This window comes from Hyphomonas sp. (genome assembly GCF_013823385.1).
Classification (GTDB): Bacteria; Pseudomonadota; Alphaproteobacteria; order Caulobacterales; family Hyphomonadaceae; genus Hyphomonas.
In genome coordinates, this window is record NZ_PNMA01000028.1 from 14,392 (window position 1) to 30,519 (window position 16,128).

A 16,128-nucleotide genomic window follows, 5' to 3' on the forward strand; every position below is an offset into this window, starting at 1 on the left:
TTCGTTACGCTCACGGAATGTCACTTAACCGTCCGATAATCCTGCTATTCTATAAGCAACGTAGATTCGGAGAGGCAATGGCTCGATTCGTGCCCATTCATACCTCACCACCGGGGGTGTTCCTCCCGGATACGGGCTCGCCGCCTTCAAGATCGGCGCCTTGCCCTTCCTACGTTCCACCGGGCCGCTGCGCATTCCTGCCAGCGGCTTTTTTCATGCCTGCAAGCAAGGAGGCCTCCCATGGGTAAACGTAATCCTGCCAAACGCCTGAAAGCCGCTTCAGAAGTGCGCTCTTCAGCCTGGTTCGACGAGCCGGCACGCGGCAGCAAGGGACCCCATCTCCACGCCATAGAAGGCGGGCGCGGCTGGCACCCGGACGATGCCCATCCGGTTACAAACGTGACGGCCCCGCAGGAGCGCACCCAGCGCTATCAGAAAACGGTGAAGCCCCGCTCCGAAAACCAGGCCCAGCTGATGGCCGCCATGGACAGCCATGCGCTCGTCTGCGCCCTCGGCCCGGCAGGCACCGGCAAGACCTATCTGGCCATCTGCAAGGCGGTTGAAGCCCTGCAGAAAGGCCGCGTCTCCAAGATCGTGCTCTCCCGCCCGGCGGTTGAGGCGGGCGAGCAGCTTGGCTTCCTGCCCGGCGGCATGGAAGACAAGCTCGCCCCCTACCTCCGCCCGCTTTACGACGCTTTGTCAGACCGCCTCTCTCCGGCGCAGCTGAAACACATGCTGACCGAAGGCGTCATCGAGATCGCCCCCATCGGCTTCATGCGCGGGCGCACGCTCAACAACGCCTTCATCGTCATCGACGAGGCCCAGAACTGCACCTACACCCAGCTGAAAATGCTGCTCACCCGGCTTGGCTGGCACTCCACCATGGTCATCACCGGTGACCCGAACCAGTCAGACCTGCTGCCGGAATTCTCCGGCCTCGCCAAAGCGGCTGACAAGCTGGAAGCCCTTTCCGGGGCCTCGGTCATCCGGCTGGAAGCAGCCGATGTAGTCCGCCACCCCCTCGTTGCGGAGATGCTTGACGTTCTCTGAATCCGGCCGCTTCCCCGCGCCCGATTAACCTTGAAGCCGGGTCTCTCGCGGGGCCCGGCTTCTTAATTGGCCTGTTTCTTGCCTGCGGACGGGAAGATACCTGTCCCCAGGAGGGAAACATGCTGAAATCAGGCTTCAAACTTGCTGCCGCGCTGTCGGTTCTGGCCGTTACGGCCTGCGCGCAGACCGGATTCGACACAAAATCGGCAACAGCCGCCCCCCCGACGCCGGCAGAGATCGCTGCGGCTGCCGAAGCGCCCGCAGGCTGGCGCCCCTTCTCCGCGGAAAGCCCCTGGAACACAAAGATCCCCGCGGACGCGATGATTGACCCGCTGTCCGAAATCCTGATCGAGGATTTTGCCAGCCACAGCCCGCTGGCCATCAACATGCCGGTCTATTCGGTGGCAACCTACTACATCGACGCCGCCAAGACGCCGAAGAAGAAGGTCTTCCCTTACTTCCAAGGCCATTACGGACGCGGCTTCGCGCCGGGCACGCGTATTCCGGCGCCCGTCTTCGCCGTGCCGCCCGGCCCGGAAGGCAGCACCGCCTATCTCGCCATGATCGACCCCTTCGCCGGCCGGGCCTGGGAGATGAAACAGGGCGCCCAGGACCCGGAAACAGGGTATTGGGGCACCTCCTTCGGCGCCGAAGTCGACCTCAAGGGAACAGGCGTTGCCGCCCCCTGGATGACGGCGCCCGACACCAACCTGTCGGCCTCTCCCCGCCCCTCGGGCGTTCCGCTGATTGCGGGCCTGATCCGCCTCGACGAGATCAAGGCGGGCCGCATCGACCATGCCCTCGCCATCGCCTATCCTGCGCCGCGCACCGGCAGCTTCGTTTCGCCTGCCAGCATGGCGCTGGAAGCCCCCGAAGGCACCGCGCCCAATCTTGTCGGCCTGCCGATGGGGGCCCGCATCCAGCTCGACCCGGCCTATGACATCGAGAACACGAACCTTTCCCCGGCCGCCAAGGTGATCGCCCGCGCGCTGCAGGAGTATGGCGCCATTGTTGTGGACCAGACCGGCTCAACCGTTCTCTTCGCCGAATCCGCCCCGGCCCAGCTTGAAGCCTGGCAGGGCCTGCTTGGTCCGTCCGATCTCAGCCAGCTGTTCACAGAGGATATGATGGGCCGCAATTTCAGGGTTCTGAAACTCGGCGAGCAGATGCCTGGCCGCCCGGAAGCCTGGCGCTAGACCAGGCTGCGCGCCCGCGCCTCAGCTGGGGCGCGAGGTGTCGTATGGGCTGTCGAGCGAGAAGGCGGGAATCCGCGCCACCATCTCTTCGCCCTCTTCGTCCACAAGGTCATAGGTGCCGGTCATCATGCCCGATGGCGTGGCCAGCGGGGCGCCGGAGGTATAGCTGAAACGCTGACCCGGCCCGACCGTTGGCATCTGTCCGATCACGCCCTCGCCATCGACCGCCTGAAGCCGGCCCGCCGAGTCCACGATTTTCCAGTGCCGGCGCACGATGGTCCAGGTCCGGTTGCTCTCATTCTCCACTTCCACCGTATACTGCCACATGAATTTCGCCCGTGCGGGCTCGGATTCATCATGCAGGAATTTCGGCCGCACACGGATGCGGACGCCATCTGTGATGGCCTCATACTGCGGAGGAGCGGGGCGTCTTGCCATGGTCCAAGCCTTCCCCGGCATAGGTTCACAAGCTGTTAAGGGCGGCAAGCAGATCGGCTTCCAGATCGTCGCCATCCTCCAGCCCGACCGACAATCTGATCCAGCTCCGGTCAAGCCCCATCGCCGCCTGCTCGGCATCGGAGAGCGCCCGGTGGGTCGTGGTCGAGGGGTGGCAGGCCAGCGATTTGGTGTCGCCCAGATTGTTGCAGATATCGACCAGCTGCAGCCCGTTGAGGAAGCGGAACGCGGCGTCCTGCCCCCCTTTGAGCGAAAGCGCGAGCAGTGTGCCGCCCATCTTCATCTGGCGCTTGTGGACCTCGTAATGCGGGTGATCCTTGCGGTGAGGATAGCGCACGGCATTGACCGCCGGATGCGCAGCCAGCGCGTCAGCAAGGCGCGCCGCCGTCCGGCTCTGCGCCTCGACGCGCAGCTGCATCGTCTCAAGGCCCTTCAGCACCACCCAGGCATTAAACGGCGACGCCGCCGGCCCCATATGGCGCAGCCACGGATCGTAGACATCGCTCATGCGCTTGGCGTCTGTCAGGATCGCGCCGAGCAGAACGCGGCCCTGCCCGTCCATATGTTTGGTGGCCGAATAGGCGACCACATCGGCGCCCATTTCCAGCGGGCGCTGAAGCACGGGCGTGGCAAACACATTGTCCACCACCAGCAGCGCGCCCGCCGCCTTGGCGAGCTTGGCGACCGCTTCAATGTCCACCCCGTCGAGCAGCGGATTGGCCGGGCTTTCGATCAGCACCAGCTGGCAGCCCTTGCCGATCTCGCGCTTCCAGGCGTCTAGGTCTGCCCCGTCCACGAACACCGCCTCGATGCCAAACTTCGGCATCTGGTTGGCGATGATCCAGCGGCAGGAGCCAAACAGCGCCGTGGCCGCCACCACCCGGTCGCCCGCTTTCAGCGGCGCCAGGATGGCAGACGAAATCGCGCCCATGCCCGAGCCGGTCACCCGGCACGCTTCAGCCCCTTCGATCAGGCAGAGGCGCTGTTGCAGCATCTCATTGGTCGGGCTGCCATAGCGGGAATAGACAAAGCCTTCCTCTTCCCCGGCCATACGGCGCATGGCCTGTTCGGCCGAGTCGTAGGCATAGCCCGACGTCAGATAAAGGGCTTCGGAGATCTCGCCATGCTGGGATCGCATCAGGCCGCCGCGCACCGCCTGGGTCGCGGGCTTCCAGCCCTTCTTTCCGCTGCCGGGTGCATCCGCCATGGCTCTGATCCTTGTGTTTCCAGCAGCGGGTCTTATGCCTGAGCCCAACAGGGTGCAAGTGATGGCTGATATTAGCGGGGTTATCCCCGACTTCGAGATTGAAGACCTGCTGAAAAGCGGGGCAATCCGGTGCGAGGAAGCCCCGGAACCGGGCCAGATTCAGCCTGCCAGCCTCGATCTGCGCCTGGCCGTGGATGCCTACCGCCTGCGCGCCAGCTTCCTGCCCGGCAAGGACCGCACCGTCGCAGAGATGCTGCAGGAGCCGGGCATCCATCTTCACCGGATCGACCTCACCCAGGAAGGCGCCGTTCTGGAAACCGGCTGCGTCTATCTCGTACCCCTGCAGGAATCCCTGCGCCTGCCCGCTGGCCTCTCGGCGCGGGCCAATCCGAAAAGCTCAACAGGGCGGATCGACGTGTTCACACGCCTCGTCACCAATCGCAGCCGGGCCTTCGATGAAGTGCCCACCGGCTATTCCGGGCCCCTTTATCTGGAGGTCAGCCCGCGCACCTTCCCGATCAAGGTCCGCCCGGGAGACCGTCTCGCCCAGCTGCGCTTCAAAAAAAAGAAGCCTGAAACCCTGCGCGAGAAGATCGTCTCGATTGACCTTGAGCCCCCCGCGGGCCAGCCCGCCGGCTACCGGGCGAAAGCCCATTCCGGCGTCGTCGATCTGCGCGGCCTTGGCGCTCATGAGATCAGCCAGTTCTGGGAACCGGTCTATCCGAAGAACGGCCGCATCGTCCTCAATCCCGAAGAATTCTACATCCTCGTCAGCCGCGAGACCGTGAAGGTCCCCGCCAATGAGGCCGCCGAGATGGCTCCCATCGCGCCGGAACTGGGCGAGTTCCGCGCCCATTATGCCGGCTTCTTCGATCCGGGCTTCGGCACCAACAAGGGCGGCAGCCGCGCCGTGCTGGAAGTGCGCTCGCGCGACGTGCCCTTCATCCTTGAGCATGGCCAGCCGGTCGCCAAGCTGATCTATGAGCCGATGACGGAAAAGCCCCGGCACCTCTATGGCGGCCAGGGCTCCAACTATCAGGGTCAGGGGCTGAAGCTCTCCAAACATTTCGCGGTTTGACCCGATCGTCTGCCCCCGAAAAATTCGAAAAAATCCAGACCGGAGGGAACAAGCGCGCGTCCCCTGCGTTAGTGGGTGACCCGGATTGTTTCGGGCTCGCACCTGCCGGTGACAAATTGCCTCCCAAGCCGGAGGCAGTCGCGTCATTGGGATGTTGCTCAATTAAAACACAAGAGGATTGCCCATGAAACTCCGCGTCCCTACCGCTATTGCCCTCAGCCTGGCCCTGTCGGTCGCCACCCCGGCCGCCGCTTTTGCCCAGGAAGCCCCGTCGCCGTTCCGTAGCGTGGAAGCCCAGACCTTCAGCGCCAACGATCTTCAGCGCTACGGCCTGTCCGACGAGCAGATCGCAACCGTCCAGTCCTACCAGCAGCAGGGCTATGAAGTTCAGGTGATGTCGCCGGAAGAAGCAGCCGACTATACGGGCGGTATGTCGACCAACAATGTTCTGGCCATTATCGGCCTTGTTGCCCTCGTAGTTGTCGTGGCATCCGTTCTGTAAATGAAAGCGCAGGCGCTGTTTGCGGCCATGTCGCTGACCCTCAGCGCCTGCGCCACCCACCCCAGTACAGATCCGGCAAGCTTTGCCAGCCGGACCTCGACCAATAGTTTCGAAATGTTCGGCGCCGCCGTTTCCCCACCCGAAACGCTTCTGCTGCCGGTTCAGCATGACCAGCAGATAGACGGCGCGGCCTGCGGGGCGCACGCCCTTGCCAGCGCAGTGAACTACTGGCGCGGCCCCGGCACGGCCGCCGGCAACGACATCTTCCTCACCCATCCGCCCGCCGACACGAAGGCGGGCTATTCGATGGCTGAGCTGCAGGCGCTCGCCCAATCCCTTGGCCTCGTCAGCAGCGCCGTGCGCCTGCCGGCCGCAGGGCTTAAGACTGAACTGGAAGCAGGCCGGCCCGTGCTGGTTCCGGTACAGGTGCCGTCCATCTATGTTCAGACATGGCAGCTGCCCGGCGCCAATGTGCCGGTGATTGGCTTTCCGGCGAGTTTCATAACCTCCCGCGCCGCCTGGCTGTCAGAGAAGACCGGCAGCAATCTCCTCAATCACTACGTTCTGGTCGCCGGTTATGACGGAGACACTTTCATCGTGATGGAGCCGGTCATGGGTCTGCGGACGATCAGCGCCGACAGGCTGGCGCGTTACCGCGAGCCCTTCGGCAATGCGGCCATCGTGCTGAGCGCCGCGGACTAGCCCCCGAAAGCGTACACGATCGAAAAGCGGGTCGCCGTATCGGTCGATTCAAAGCGGGGTTGCGGGCTGGTGTCGTGACGCACCTCAAACGAAAAGCGGGCCGACAGGCTCTTGGTGAGCAGCGCCGTCAGCGTGGTCTTGTTGCCGATCTGTGTGGATGTGTCGGCATAGATCAGGTTGGTGTTGTTCCCGAACTTCACGGCGTCATTGAATGTGTATCCGAACTTCGACGCGGCGATGAATGAGAAGGACTCTTCCCAGCCTGCCGGAACCGTCTGGGGCGGCACGCCGGTTGTGGAGGCCTTCAAACGGTCGAACTTGAGACCCGGACCGCCCTCAAGCGACCAGATGGCCGGCCCGCCCTCCAACACCTGCCAGCCCAGACCGCCGCCAACAAATGAGCGGCTATCGAAGGCGGAAAACTCGTCAATCTCGTGCGACAGGCGGGCAAAACCAAAAAGGCGATCATTCAGTGTGCGGTCCGATTGGCCTGCAAAAAACAGCCGGTTCTTGGTCTGGCTGCCATTCTTCGTGCCATAATCGGCGATGAATTCCACCCCGTTGCGCCAGGCTTGCGTCTCGTGGCTCATCTTGAGGCCGATGCCGAGATCGCTCGTCTCCGTATTGCCGGTGTTCAGCCCGGCACTGAATGAGCCTTCGCCCTTCCATGTCCCTTCCCCGGCAATTGCCGGCAGGGCGAGCCCGCTCACACTGGCGATTATGGCGAGAATGACCTTCATGCAGGCAGCTCCCTGTTCTCAACTTTGACTGAGGCGGCCGCCGGATCTGCGACCGCGCCTGTTGTCAAAACTTGAATGGGGGCAAGGAGTCGAACGCTTTTTTCAGTGCGTCGCCCCAACCGCTGGAGATTTGCGCGAAATAGGGGTCGTCCGCCTCGATCCGCTTGGAGGCTCCAAGCCGAATCGCATCCTTTTCGATGATCTGCAGGTCCAGCGGCAGGCCCACCGAGAGGTTCGCCTTCACGGTGGAATCGAACGACACCATGAGCAGCTTCACCGCCTCTTCCACACTCATCCCCGGATCATAGGCGCGCACCAGAATCGGCCGGCCATACTTGGTCTCGCCGATCTGGAAGAAGGGCGTGTCATCGCTCGCCTCGATGAAATTGCCTTCCGGATAGATCAGGAAAAGCCGCGGCTCGATGCCCTTGATCTGGCCGCCGAGGATCATGGTGGAGTTGAAGGTGGAATCTGCCTTCTGCCCCGTGGCCGCGTTCGCCTGGATCACTTCCCGCAACGTTTCGCCCACAAGCCGTGCAATCTGGAACATGGTCGGCAGTTCGAGAATGGAGGGGCGCCGCTCCGAAGGCGCCTTGGTGCGCTCCTCCAGAATGCTGACCACCGACTGGGTCGTCGCCAGGTTGCCAGCGGTCATCAGCACCAGGGCCCGCTCGCCGGGCACAGACCAGGTAAACAGCTTGCGGAACTTGGACACATTGTCGACGCCCGCATTGGTGCGGGTGTCCGACATGAAGACCAGTCCGCGATCGAGCTTCATTCCGACACAATACGTCATGGGTGAGCCGCTTTGGGCGCCTTCTTATTGTTGTTGCACCTGGATCAGGACATTCATCGATTCGGTGGCCTCACCGAAGCGCATACCTGAAACAGGAGCGGTCTCGGCATAGTCAAGACCTGTCGCCACGCGAACATAGCGGTCATCGGGCGAGATGGCATTGGAAACATCAAACCCCACCCAGCCAAGCCCCTCGACATGAACCTCTGCCCAGGCATGGCCTGCCTCCTGCTCCACCCGGTCGTTCATCATCAGATAGCCGCCCGCATAGCGCGCCGGATAGCCTAGCAGGCGCGCAGCCGAAATGAAGATGTGCGCATGATCCTGGCAGACGCCATGGCCAGCCTCGACCGCCTCTTCCGCCTTCGTGTCCGCGTCCGTGTGGCCGGTTTCATAGCGCACCGCGCCGCGCACGATCTCGGCCAGCGCATGCAGGCGCGGCACGTCGCCGCCGCTGGCATCGGGAACAGCCTTGGCGAGGCGGCGGATATGCGGCCCAGGGCGGGTCAGCGGGGTGGCGCGCCGGAACAGCCAGAGCGGCGCAAAGCCCGTATGCGGCCCAACCACCCCGGCCGTATCGCGCACATCCACTTCGCCTTCGCAGGTGATCGTCAGTTCCGAATGCCCCGACTCCATACTGACGAGATGCACATGGTTTGCATGCTGATCATCAAACTCTGCCTCCACCTTTCCGCCGTCGATGACGGTTCGCCAGCTCAGAACCTGCTGACTTGGGCGCGGCTTGGGCGTCATGCGGAGTTGCAACAGGCCGTAACCGACCGGGTTGTCGTAGACCGAACGCGTCTTGTGCAGGATCCTGAGAAGCATGTTTCCTGTCCTCAGTTATAGAAACGGAAGTCCTGCTCGACCTGATGGGCGAGCGCGTTGTTGTTCTGGATGAAGGCCAGCAGAAATTCGTGCAGGCCGCTATCCATGATGCGTTCGATGCTGCGATCTTCCAGATCATCCCGCATCGAGAGCGCCATACCCAGGCTCGGCGCGCGGGTGCTGTAGTCTGCACACAGATGACCAAGGTTTCCAGCAATCTTGCGCAGGCAATACAGCAGCGATCGCGGCATCCGCCGGTCAAGGATCAGGAAGTCGGCAATCGTGCTGGCGCGCGCCTCTCCGCCATAAAGCCATCGGAACGCCCGCTCCGCCGAGGCCGACCGCAGGATGGATTCCCATTGCACATTGTCCAGCGTGGAGCCCACCAGCGTCACCGATGGCAACAGCACATAGTATTTCACGTCCAGAATACGGGCGATGTTGTCCGCCCGCTCCACAAAGGTGCCAATGCGCGCAAAGTTGTAGATGTCATTGCGCAGCATGGTGCCGACCGTTGCGCCGCGCACCAGTGAGCTCTGCTTGCGGATGATCCCCAGAACCTCCGGCAACTCCGTTTCCTTGATCGGGCGCGCCAGGACATCCTTGAGCACGATCCAGGATTCGTTGACGGCCTCCCACACTTCTCGTGTCAGCGCCGTGCGCACCAGGCGGGCATTGTTGCGCGCCGCCTCGGTCACGGAAATGACCGAGGACGGATTGCCCGCATCGCGCAGCAGGAAATTGACCACGCTCGGGCCATCGAATTTGCCGCCCGAAGCGAGGAAATCATGGCGGGCAGAGGCGGTATCAATGATGGAGGCCCATTCATCCTCGGCATGGTCGGACCGGGTGAGCGCCATGCGGAACCCCGCATCGACGAGGCGCGCCGTATTCTCGCTCCGCTCCAGATAACGGAACATCCAGAAGAGGCCGCCTGCGGTTTTGCCCAGCATCGCCCTATTCCTCCAGAACCCAGGTGTCTTTCGTCCCGCCGCCCTGGCTGGAGTTCACCACCAGAGACCCTTTCTTCAACGCCACGCGCGTCAGGCCGCCGGGAGTTATATTTATGCCGTCAGGCGACACCAGCACGAAGGGGCGAAGGTCCACATGGCGCGGCGCAAGGCCCGCGCGGGTGAGGATCGGCACGGTGGAGAGCGCCAGCGTCGGCTGGGCAATATAGGCGGCCGGGCGCGCCTGAAGCTTGGCGCGGAAAGCTTCAATCTCTTTCTTGGAAGCAGCCGGCCCCACCAGCATTCCGTACCCGCCCGATCCGTGGACTTCCTTCACCACCAGTTCGTGCAGATGCTCGAGCACATAGGCAAGCGATGAGGGCTCAGAGCAGCGCCAGGTGGGCACATTCTTCAGGATGGGTTTTTCGCCGGTATAGAACTGAACAATGTCGGGCATATAGGAATAGATTGCCTTGTCATCGGCAATCCCGGTGCCCGGCGCATTGGCGATGGTGATGCCTCCGGCGCGGTAGATATCCAGAATGCCGGGCACGCCCAGCATCGAGTCCGGGCGGAAGTTCAGCGGGTCGAGATATTCGTCATCCACCCGGCGATAGAGCACATCGATGGGTGTATAGCCGAGCGTCGTGCGCATCGCGATCCGCCCGTTCACCACGCGCAGGTCATGCCCCTCCACCAGTTCGGCGCCCATCTGGTCGGCCAGGAAGGCGTGTTCATAATAGGCAGAGTTGTGGATGCCGGGCGTAAGCACCGCCACCACAGGGCGGCCGGTACACGCCGCCGGCGCGCAGGCCGCCAGAGAGCGGCGCAGGGATTTGGGATAATCGCTGACCGGCCGTACACGGATTTTCGTGAACAGTTCCGGAAACATGTGGAGCATCGTTTCCCGGTTCTCCAGCATGTAGGAGACCCCGGACGGCGTGCGGGCATTGTCCTCCAGAACGAAGAACTCGTTCTCGCTGGTGCGCACCAGATCAACGCCGACGATATGGGTGTAAACCTTTGCCGGGGGCACCACGCCGATCATCTTCGGCAGGAAGGCGTCATTGTTCTGGATCAGCTCGACCGGGATACGCCCCGCCCGCAGGATTTCCTGGCGATGATAGATGTCGTGCAGGAACGCGTTGATCGCGCGCACCCGCTGCTCGATGCCTTTGGTGAGCTTGGCCCATTCCTTGCCGGAGATGATCCGGGGCACGATGTCGAACGGGATCAGCCGCTCATCGGCATCAGCGGCGCCATAGACGTTGAAGGTAATGCCCGTCCGGCGGAAGAAAGTCTCCGCTTCACGGGCCTTCCGGCGCAGCCGCTCGGGCGGCTCGTCGGCAAACCAATCGCAATAACGGGAATAAGGGGCGCGGGGTTTTTCACCGCTGCCGTCCATCTCGTTGAAAAACCGTGGAGTTTCAGCCATCGGCGTATCCTTACGCCGTATTTTGCAGCACTCAACGCCCTTCTCTTAGGCGCCCCCTTGCGGCCAAACCCGCCTGCAAATCATGCAAACAGGTGCTTTTACTGCACAAATGGCCAGCATCACCCCTGCGGGGCGAGCGGCACAAGCGGCCAGAAAATCGGGATCACGATCGCGGCAACCACCACAAAGATCATGTTCAGCGGCAGGCCAAACCTTACAAAGTCCATGAAGGCATAGCCGCCCGCGCGGTAAACCAGCGTGTTGGTCTGGTATCCGATGGGCGTGGCAAAGCTGGCGCTCGCGGCAAACATCACCGCCACGATGAAGGGTCGCGGGTCAACGCCCATCCCGTTGGCAAGGCCAATCGCCAGCGGCGTGATCAGGATCGCCGCCGCATTGTTGCTCATGACCTCCGTGATGAAGGACGTGAAGGCATAGACGATGATCAACAGGATAAGCGGCCCGGCCCCTCCCGCGATCTGCGAGAGCAGGCCGACCACCACTGCCGCCGCGCCCGTCTTATCCATCGCCGTGCCGAGCGCCAGCATGCCGAAGATCAGCATCAGAATATCCCACTGGATCGAGCGGTAGGCCTCCTGATGATCGAGGCAGCCGAAGGCGACCACAGCCGTGGCCGCGATCAGGGCAAGGCCGGCAATCGGCATCAGCTCGATGGCCGCAAGCCCCATTACCATCAGCACGGCGGCAATCGCCACCGGCGCCTTGTCCCGCCGGATCGCGCGATCAGAGCTTTCGGTGAGGTTGTTCAGAAGGCCCTCGTCAAACATCTCGCGCATGCCGCGCGGCGGGCCTTCCAGCAGAACGGTATCACCCACTTCAAAGCGCAGCTCGTTGATCTGGGAGGCCATGTTCTCGCCGCGCCGGTGGATGGCGAGCACGTAGACGCCGTAAAGGCGCGCCAGGCCAAGACCGGCGAGGCGCCGCCCGATGAGCCGCGAATGCGGGCCGATGACGCCTTCCATGATCACGGTCTCGGTGGTCTGCACCGGCTCGAAGGAGGCCTGTTTCCCGCCCTGCGTTCCGATGGCAATGCTGCCGGCCTCCTTGAGGGTGAGCATTTCCGAAACCGGCGAGCGCAGCACGATCCGGTCGCCTGCCTGCAGCACGATCTTCTTCAGGTCTGCCCGCAGTGACACGCCCTCCCGGAACACGTCGATGACGGTGAACCCCTTCTCCGCCGTGAACCCCGTCTCGGCGATCGTCTTGCCGATCAGATCGGAGTTCAGCGGGATCAGGATCTGCGCAATGAAGCGGCGCTCCTTCTGATCCGGCAGCATCGCCGCCAGCGTCTCCCGTTTGGGCAGCAGGAAGGGGCCAAGCACAGAGGTATAAGTGACCCCCACGGCCGCAAAGATCATCCCCGCCAGCGTAATCTCGAACATCCCGAACGGCGCCATGCCCTGGCTCTGAGAGACGCCATCGACGAGAATATTGGTCGAAGTGCCGATCAGGGTGGTGGTGCCGCCGAAGATGGCCGCAAAGGACAGCGGCATCAGCAGCTTGGACGGGGCAATCTTGATCGCCTTGGCAAGGCGTATGGCAACGGGGATCAGAATGATCACGACCGGCGTGTTGTTGATGAAGGCGGAGAGAAAGATGACAGCCGCCATCATCACCATGATGGCGATCGCCGGTGATCCTCCGTTCGCCAGCCTGACGACCACCCGGCCCACATAGTCGATCACCCCGGTTCGCTCGAGCGCCGCCGACAGGATGAACATCGCCGCCACGGTGATCGGCGCCGAGTTGGAGAACACCGCGATCGTCTCGTTGACCGACAGGATGCCCGTCAGCATCAGCGCGCCCATCGCGATCAGGGCAACCACATCGGCCGGTATTTTCTCCCGGATGAAACCAAAAAATACAAAGACAACAAGGATCAGAACGAAACTGATCTGGAAGACCGAACTCTCGAGGAGCGGAGCGAGCATGCGGTGCGCCGTATTTGTTGCCGATAGCCCCTAGAAAGCCGGAACAGACCGAAAGCGCAACGCAAAACCCGGCTGGTAAACCGAACGGGGAGTAAATGCTGGAAACAGATTGGCTTAATTCGCCCTGCAGCCGTCACAATGCATATCGCCGGAGAGGGGCTGGAGGGTAGCGGGCGTATCGAGCTTCGCTACGCATCCGGTAACGAAAATGACTGCAGCGTAGGTTACGCAACCCCTGGCTCGCGGCAGAGCATCACTTATCGGGTCACAGAGAAGGGTTGCACCGTATTCAACCACTTCATCAGCTAAACACCCACAAGTGTTCGTCTCGGACGGATCGGCGCGCACCCTCGGCCGGTCAGGCAGCTAGCGCAGCGATTTGTCCAGAACCGGAAATTCTTTTACCGACCCCGTTGCGGTCATTCTCTGATATCGCGTATGAGCGCAAGCCTGAGGAGCTTACAGTGCAAATACGTCAGGGAACCATTGCCGATATCGACGATCTCGTGCCCTTGTTCGACGGTTACCGGACTTTCTACGGAAAACAGCCCGATGAAGACTTGGCCCGGTCTTTCCTCCTGGACCGGCTCCAGCACCTCCAGTCCATCATCTTCATTGCCTTCTTCGAAGGTCAAGCCATCGGGTTTACGCAGCTTTTTCCAAGTTTTTCATCCGGCAGAGCTGCTCGGACCCTTATCTTGAACGATTTGTACGTGGCTCCAGAAGCGCGCGGAAAAGGCGCTGGAAAGGCATTGTTGGCTGCGGCAGCCGACTACGGCAAGGCTGTCGGGGCGGTTCGGCTCACACTTTCCACTGCCCAAGACAACGGCGCGGCGCAATCGCTTTATGAGGGGACGGGTTGGATCCGTGAGACCACTTTCATATCCTACAATCTGCCATTGGCTTAGGTCCGCACCCCCCCAGTTTCGGTCACTTGTTGCGGACCATGATCCACCTTTGAGTTGGTCAAGATAGTCTGACCAATGCTGCATCATTCGCGCCCGCTCTTACCAATACTGCCCACGCGTAGAGGCCCTCCGCACGGCGTTGGCTCCTATGTGGGCAAGTTGCCGCTCGATGGCGTCACTGTTCCAGGTTCCCATCTCATTGAGTAATGTGGCTTCCATGGCGCGGAAGCCGTGGGCGGTCATTCGCCCTTGGAGCGGGTAGACGGAATCGAACCGACATACACAGCTTGGAAGGCTGGTGCATTACCATTATGCTATACCCGCCTGTTGCCAGGCTTTCGCCGCCACGGGCGTGCTGCAGGGGTGGTGGAGGGAGCTGGATTCGAACCAGCGTACGCTAGGCGGTCAGATTTACAGTCTGATGGATTTAACCACTCTCCCATCCCTCCACGGGCCCCCGCGAACACACGCCGTTTGACGCCGCCGCGCAGTCGTTTCACAAGGGCGGTTTCCCGCTCCGGCTCCACGCTGGAAGCGGCCTTATAAGGACGAACATCATGCGGCGCAACCACCCAAAGCGGCGTCAGAACACAGATGTGGCAACTCGCCCCGACCGCCCCGAAACTCAGCGGTTTTCACGCCGTGAGGAAGAAGGCGGCCCCGTCTGGCTGTGGGGCACCCATGCCGTCATGGCAGCCCTCGCCAACCCCGCACGGCGTTTCCACACCCTTCTGGCCACCGAAAACGCCGCGCAGAAACTCCCCGGCGGGCAAATCTCTCCGCAGATCGTCACCGCCAAGGAAATTGACCAGCGCCTGCCCCCCGGCGCCGTCCATCAGGGCATCGCCCTGCGGGCAGACCCGCTGGAAGAGGCCGTGCTGGAAGATGTGATCGCTGGCGGGGCCACACGCATCGCCGTGCTCGATCAGGTCTCAGACCCTCACAATCTGGGCGCCATCTTTCGCTCAGCCGCCGCTTTCGGCTTTACTGGGATTGTCCTGCAGACGCGCAATGCCCCGCCGATCACCGGCATCGTGGCCAAAAGCGCCGCCGGAGCCATCGAAACCGTCACCGAGATCCGCGCTGTCAACATTGCCCGCGCGCTGGAACAGCTCGCCGAGGCGGATTTCCACACCGTGGGACTGGCCGGCGAAAGCACCCGGCCGCTCGATCAGGCCGTCAAAGGCGCTGCCCGGATTGCCATTGTCCTGGGCGCGGAGGGCTCCGGCCTGCGCCCTGCCGTTGCCAAGGCCTGCGCCGAACTTGCCCGCATTCCGATTGCCGCGGAAATGGAAAGCCTCAACGTGTCCAATGCTGCCGCAATTGCCTTCTATGAGGCTAGCCGGGGCGCTTTCACCGCCGCCTGACTCTGTTAAACTGCTCCGCAACGCGATCGGGGAGACGCTGGCATGATGCGCTTGATTTCCATTCTTCTGGTGATTGCCGGTCTGGCCGCAGCCGGCCTCGGGGGCGCCGCCCTCATGGAGCGCTACTTCCCGAAGGACGAACCTTTGGCGACAGTGGCGCCGCCGCCACCGCCTCCCCCGGCACCCGCCCAGAGCGACATACCCATGGATCCGCCCCCGCCGGAACCGGAAGCGGAAGCGGAATCAGAAGCCAGCGTCGAATCGGCGCCGGTCATGGATGACGAGTTCAATTTCCAGCCGATGGTCGAGGAAGCCCCGGCAGACGCTGCCCCCATGGCGCGCGCGATGCGGGCTGAGCCCTCCGCGGGCGAAGAAGCCGCCGCCCCCGCGCCGCCCGAAGCCGTGGACATCGATGATCCCAACGTCACCGCCGCCGTCTCCGACTCCTTCATCGACACGCTGAAGACCGTGCCCGTCGCGCATGAGACGCCCGCTTCGGCCGAATACAAGCGCGCCTTCGATGTCACCTTCGCCATCGACGCGACCGGCGGCGAAAGCGCCGCTGACGCCCTGCCCGGCCGCGGCGTGATCGAGGAAGGCACCGCCCGCGTGTCAGACCGTGTGGAAGTGCGCCTCTCGGGCGCGGCCTTCACCATCGTGCCGGCCTCCCCGCCGGTTCAGTCGCTGTCTCCGCTGACAGAGAATACCTGGCGCTGGTCTGTCACCGCGCTCAGCGCCGGCGACCATGACCTCACCTTCGAGATCTTCGCCGTGGACGCAAACGAAGTTGTGCCCCTGCGCACCTATCGCGACACGGTGACGGTGAAAGTCTCCGGCCTCAACCGCGCCATCGCCTTCGCCGACCAGGCCAACCCGCTCTTCGTCCTTCTGGGCGGCCTAGGCTCCATCCTCGCCGGCGTGATCGGCGTCGCCCGGTTCGTGCTGAAGAAATAAGGCTCAG

15 protein-coding genes, 2 tRNA genes and 2 pseudogenes are annotated in these 16,128 nt (G+C 62.7%); 8 read left to right on the top strand and 11 right to left on the bottom strand.

All coding sequences use genetic code 11. The features are described 5' to 3' along the window. Nucleotides 1-240 precede the first annotated feature (240 nt). The gene (locus C0456_RS14930) at nt 241-1,050 is read left to right on the top strand and encodes a PhoH family protein (RefSeq protein ID WP_291053732.1); all 810 of its coding nucleotides are present in this window, start codon (nt 241-243) and stop codon (nt 1,048-1,050) included. 119 nt (nt 1,051-1,169) lie between these two features. Beyond that, on the top strand, nt 1,170-2,246 hold the full coding sequence (locus tag C0456_RS14935) for a hypothetical protein (RefSeq protein WP_291053734.1): 1,077 nt from the start codon (nt 1,170-1,172) through the stop codon (nt 2,244-2,246). 21 nt (nt 2,247-2,267) lie between these two features. On the opposite strand, the gene apaG is transcribed toward C0456_RS14935, so the two are convergent. Together apaG and metZ are read right to left on the bottom strand one after the other, a co-directional pair. Then, nucleotides 2,268-2,684, bottom strand: a complete 417-nt coding sequence (apaG, locus tag C0456_RS14940; protein ID WP_291053736.1) for a Co2+/Mg2+ efflux protein ApaG — start codon at nt 2,682-2,684, stop codon at nt 2,268-2,270. A 25-nt stretch (nt 2,685-2,709) separates the two neighbouring features. Continuing rightward, nucleotides 2,710-3,909, bottom strand: coding sequence for an O-succinylhomoserine sulfhydrylase (gene metZ, locus C0456_RS14945; protein ID WP_291053738.1), 1,200 nt, complete (start codon nt 3,907-3,909; stop codon nt 2,710-2,712). Nucleotides 3,910-3,970: 61 nt separating this feature from the next. Between metZ and C0456_RS14950 the strand changes: the two genes are divergently transcribed. The 3 genes from C0456_RS14950 to C0456_RS14960 all read left to right on the top strand — a co-directional run bounded on the left by C0456_RS14950 (nt 3,971) and on the right by C0456_RS14960 (nt 6,191). Next, complete coding sequence (locus C0456_RS14950) at nt 3,971-4,987, top strand: 2'-deoxycytidine 5'-triphosphate deaminase (protein WP_291053740.1); 1,017 nt, start codon at nt 3,971-3,973, stop codon at nt 4,985-4,987. Between the two features lie 184 nt (nt 4,988-5,171). Then, nucleotides 5,172-5,489 carry a hypothetical protein gene (locus tag C0456_RS14955; protein ID WP_291053742.1) on the top strand — a complete coding sequence of 106 codons (318 nt, stop codon included), beginning with the start codon at nt 5,172-5,174 and terminating at the stop codon, nt 5,487-5,489. 27 nt (nt 5,490-5,516) lie between these two features. Continuing rightward, nucleotides 5,517-6,191, top strand: a complete 675-nt coding sequence (locus C0456_RS14960; protein WP_291053744.1) for a C39 family peptidase — start codon at nt 5,517-5,519, stop codon at nt 6,189-6,191. On the opposite strand, the gene C0456_RS14965 is transcribed toward C0456_RS14960, so the two are convergent. The 6 genes and pseudogenes from C0456_RS14965 to C0456_RS14990 form a co-directional block, all read right to left on the bottom strand. Further along, nucleotides 6,188-6,931: a DUF481 domain-containing protein gene (locus C0456_RS14965; RefSeq protein ID WP_291053746.1), complete on the bottom strand. Its 744-nt coding sequence runs from the start codon at nt 6,929-6,931 to the stop codon at nt 6,188-6,190. The two genes, C0456_RS14960 and C0456_RS14965, sit on opposite strands and share 4 nt — an antisense overlap. A gap of 64 nt (nt 6,932-6,995) precedes the next feature. Further along, nucleotides 6,996-7,727, bottom strand: coding sequence for a peptidase (locus tag C0456_RS14970; RefSeq protein ID WP_367179286.1), 732 nt, complete (start codon nt 7,725-7,727; stop codon nt 6,996-6,998). A gap of 24 nt (nt 7,728-7,751) precedes the next feature. Continuing rightward, a complete protein-coding gene (locus C0456_RS14975; RefSeq protein WP_291053750.1) occupies nt 7,752-8,555 on the bottom strand; it encodes a transglutaminase family protein in 804 nt (267 codons plus the stop codon). Between the two features lie 11 nt (nt 8,556-8,566). After that, on the bottom strand, nt 8,567-9,508 hold the full coding sequence (locus C0456_RS14980) for an alpha-E domain-containing protein (RefSeq protein ID WP_291053752.1): 942 nt from the start codon (nt 9,506-9,508) through the stop codon (nt 8,567-8,569). Between the two features lie 4 nt (nt 9,509-9,512). Next, nucleotides 9,513-10,940, bottom strand: coding sequence for a circularly permuted type 2 ATP-grasp protein (locus C0456_RS14985; RefSeq protein ID WP_291053754.1), 1,428 nt, complete (start codon nt 10,938-10,940; stop codon nt 9,513-9,515). Nucleotides 10,941-11,059: 119 nt separating this feature from the next. Further along, a pseudogene (locus C0456_RS14990) lies at nt 11,060-12,895 on the bottom strand (SLC13 family permease); the annotation flags it as partial. A 461-nt stretch (nt 12,896-13,356) separates the two neighbouring features. Between C0456_RS14990 and C0456_RS14995 the strand changes: the two are divergent. Beyond that, nucleotides 13,357-13,800 (top strand): GNAT family N-acetyltransferase, encoded by a 444-nt coding sequence (locus tag C0456_RS14995; RefSeq protein WP_291053756.1) that lies wholly within the window; start codon nt 13,357-13,359, stop codon nt 13,798-13,800. A 102-nt stretch (nt 13,801-13,902) separates the two neighbouring features. Here the strand turns inward: C0456_RS14995 and C0456_RS20955 are convergent. The 3 genes and pseudogenes from C0456_RS20955 to C0456_RS15005 form a co-directional block, all read right to left on the bottom strand. Continuing rightward, nucleotides 13,903-14,043 (bottom strand): annotated as a pseudogene (locus C0456_RS20955) (integrase); the annotation flags it as partial. Between the two features lie 7 nt (nt 14,044-14,050). Continuing rightward, nucleotides 14,051-14,124, bottom strand: a tRNA-Gly gene (locus C0456_RS15000). A 40-nt stretch (nt 14,125-14,164) separates the two neighbouring features. Then, nucleotides 14,165-14,249 (bottom strand) — tRNA-Tyr (locus C0456_RS15005). A gap of 147 nt (nt 14,250-14,396) precedes the next feature. Between C0456_RS15005 and C0456_RS15010 the strand changes: the two genes are divergently transcribed. Together C0456_RS15010 and C0456_RS15015 are read left to right on the top strand one after the other, a co-directional pair. Continuing rightward, nucleotides 14,397-15,167 carry an RNA methyltransferase gene (locus C0456_RS15010; RefSeq protein ID WP_291053758.1) on the top strand — a complete coding sequence of 257 codons (771 nt, stop codon included), beginning with the start codon at nt 14,397-14,399 and terminating at the stop codon, nt 15,165-15,167. A 42-nt stretch (nt 15,168-15,209) separates the two neighbouring features. Beyond that, the gene (locus tag C0456_RS15015; protein ID WP_291053760.1) at nt 15,210-16,121 is read left to right on the top strand and encodes a hypothetical protein; all 912 of its coding nucleotides are present in this window, start codon (nt 15,210-15,212) and stop codon (nt 16,119-16,121) included. Nucleotides 16,122-16,128: the final 7 nt, after the last annotated feature.

Bases quoted from the DNA above. Each gene is read 5' to 3' on its own strand.
- apaG (WP_291053736.1), bottom strand. From the start codon at position 2,684: ATGGCAAGACGCCCCGCTCCTCCGCAGTATGAGGCCATCACAGATGGC.
- metZ (WP_291053738.1), bottom strand. From the start codon at position 3,909: ATGGCGGATGCACCCGGCAGCGGAAAGAAGGGCTGGAAGCCCGCGACC.
- C0456_RS14985 (WP_291053754.1), bottom strand. From the start codon at position 10,940: ATGGCTGAAACTCCACGGTTTTTCAACGAGATGGACGGCAGCGGTGAA.
- C0456_RS14935 (WP_291053734.1), top strand. From the start codon at position 1,170: ATGCTGAAATCAGGCTTCAAACTTGCTGCCGCGCTGTCGGTTCTGGCC.
- C0456_RS14950 (WP_291053740.1), top strand. From the start codon at position 3,971: ATGGCTGATATTAGCGGGGTTATCCCCGACTTCGAGATTGAAGACCTG.
- C0456_RS15015 (WP_291053760.1), top strand. From the start codon at position 15,210: ATGATGCGCTTGATTTCCATTCTTCTGGTGATTGCCGGTCTGGCCGCA.
- C0456_RS14965 (WP_291053746.1), bottom strand. From the start codon at position 6,931: ATGAAGGTCATTCTCGCCATAATCGCCAGTGTGAGCGGGCTCGCCCTG.
- C0456_RS14975 (WP_291053750.1), bottom strand. From the start codon at position 8,555: ATGCTTCTCAGGATCCTGCACAAGACGCGTTCGGTCTACGACAACCCG.
- C0456_RS14980 (WP_291053752.1), bottom strand. From the start codon at position 9,508: ATGCTGGGCAAAACCGCAGGCGGCCTCTTCTGGATGTTCCGTTATCTG.
- C0456_RS14955 (WP_291053742.1), top strand. From the start codon at position 5,172: ATGAAACTCCGCGTCCCTACCGCTATTGCCCTCAGCCTGGCCCTGTCG.
- C0456_RS14930 (WP_291053732.1), top strand. From the start codon at position 241: ATGGGTAAACGTAATCCTGCCAAACGCCTGAAAGCCGCTTCAGAAGTG.
- C0456_RS14970 (WP_367179286.1), bottom strand. From the start codon at position 7,727: ATGACGTATTGTGTCGGAATGAAGCTCGATCGCGGACTGGTCTTCATG.
- C0456_RS14960 (WP_291053744.1), top strand. From the start codon at position 5,517: ATGTCGCTGACCCTCAGCGCCTGCGCCACCCACCCCAGTACAGATCCG.